This window comes from Faecalibacterium sp. DFI.5.82 (assembly GCF_029076575.1).
GTDB lineage: Bacteria > Bacillota > Clostridia > Oscillospirales > Ruminococcaceae > Faecalibacterium > Faecalibacterium duncaniae.
Genome location: NZ_JARFIS010000274.1, coordinates 1 through 328, shown reverse-complemented (window position 1 = coordinate 328; position 328 = coordinate 1). Strand labels below are relative to the sequence as shown.

General features: G+C 62.5%; 1 pseudogene. It reads left to right on the top strand.

Features of this window, described 5'->3' with window-relative positions:
* Window positions 1-328, top strand: a pseudogene (locus tag P0G09_RS16580) (glycoside hydrolase family 2 protein); the annotation flags it as partial.

Below are 328 nucleotides of genomic sequence, written 5' to 3'. Positions count from 1 at the left end.
GCCCACCCTACATGATGCCGTGGTGCAGTGGACGGCAGAGCTCACACCCGCAGCCGTGGCGGTCCGCATCCGGCTGGAGACCGCGGATGGCACTCTGCTGGCAGAGCAGACCGCACAGGCGGCAGAAACCGGGAAGAGCCAGCTTTCCGTCCCGGACGCACAGCCGTGGGATACCGAGCACCCGGTTTTGCATCATGCCGTGTCAGAGCTTTTGAACGCAGCCGGACAACCCATCGACCGCAAACAGGTGACGTTTGGCTTCCGCACAGCGGAATTCAAGGCAGATGGCTTCTACCTCAACGGCAACAAGACCTTTCTGCGGGGGTTG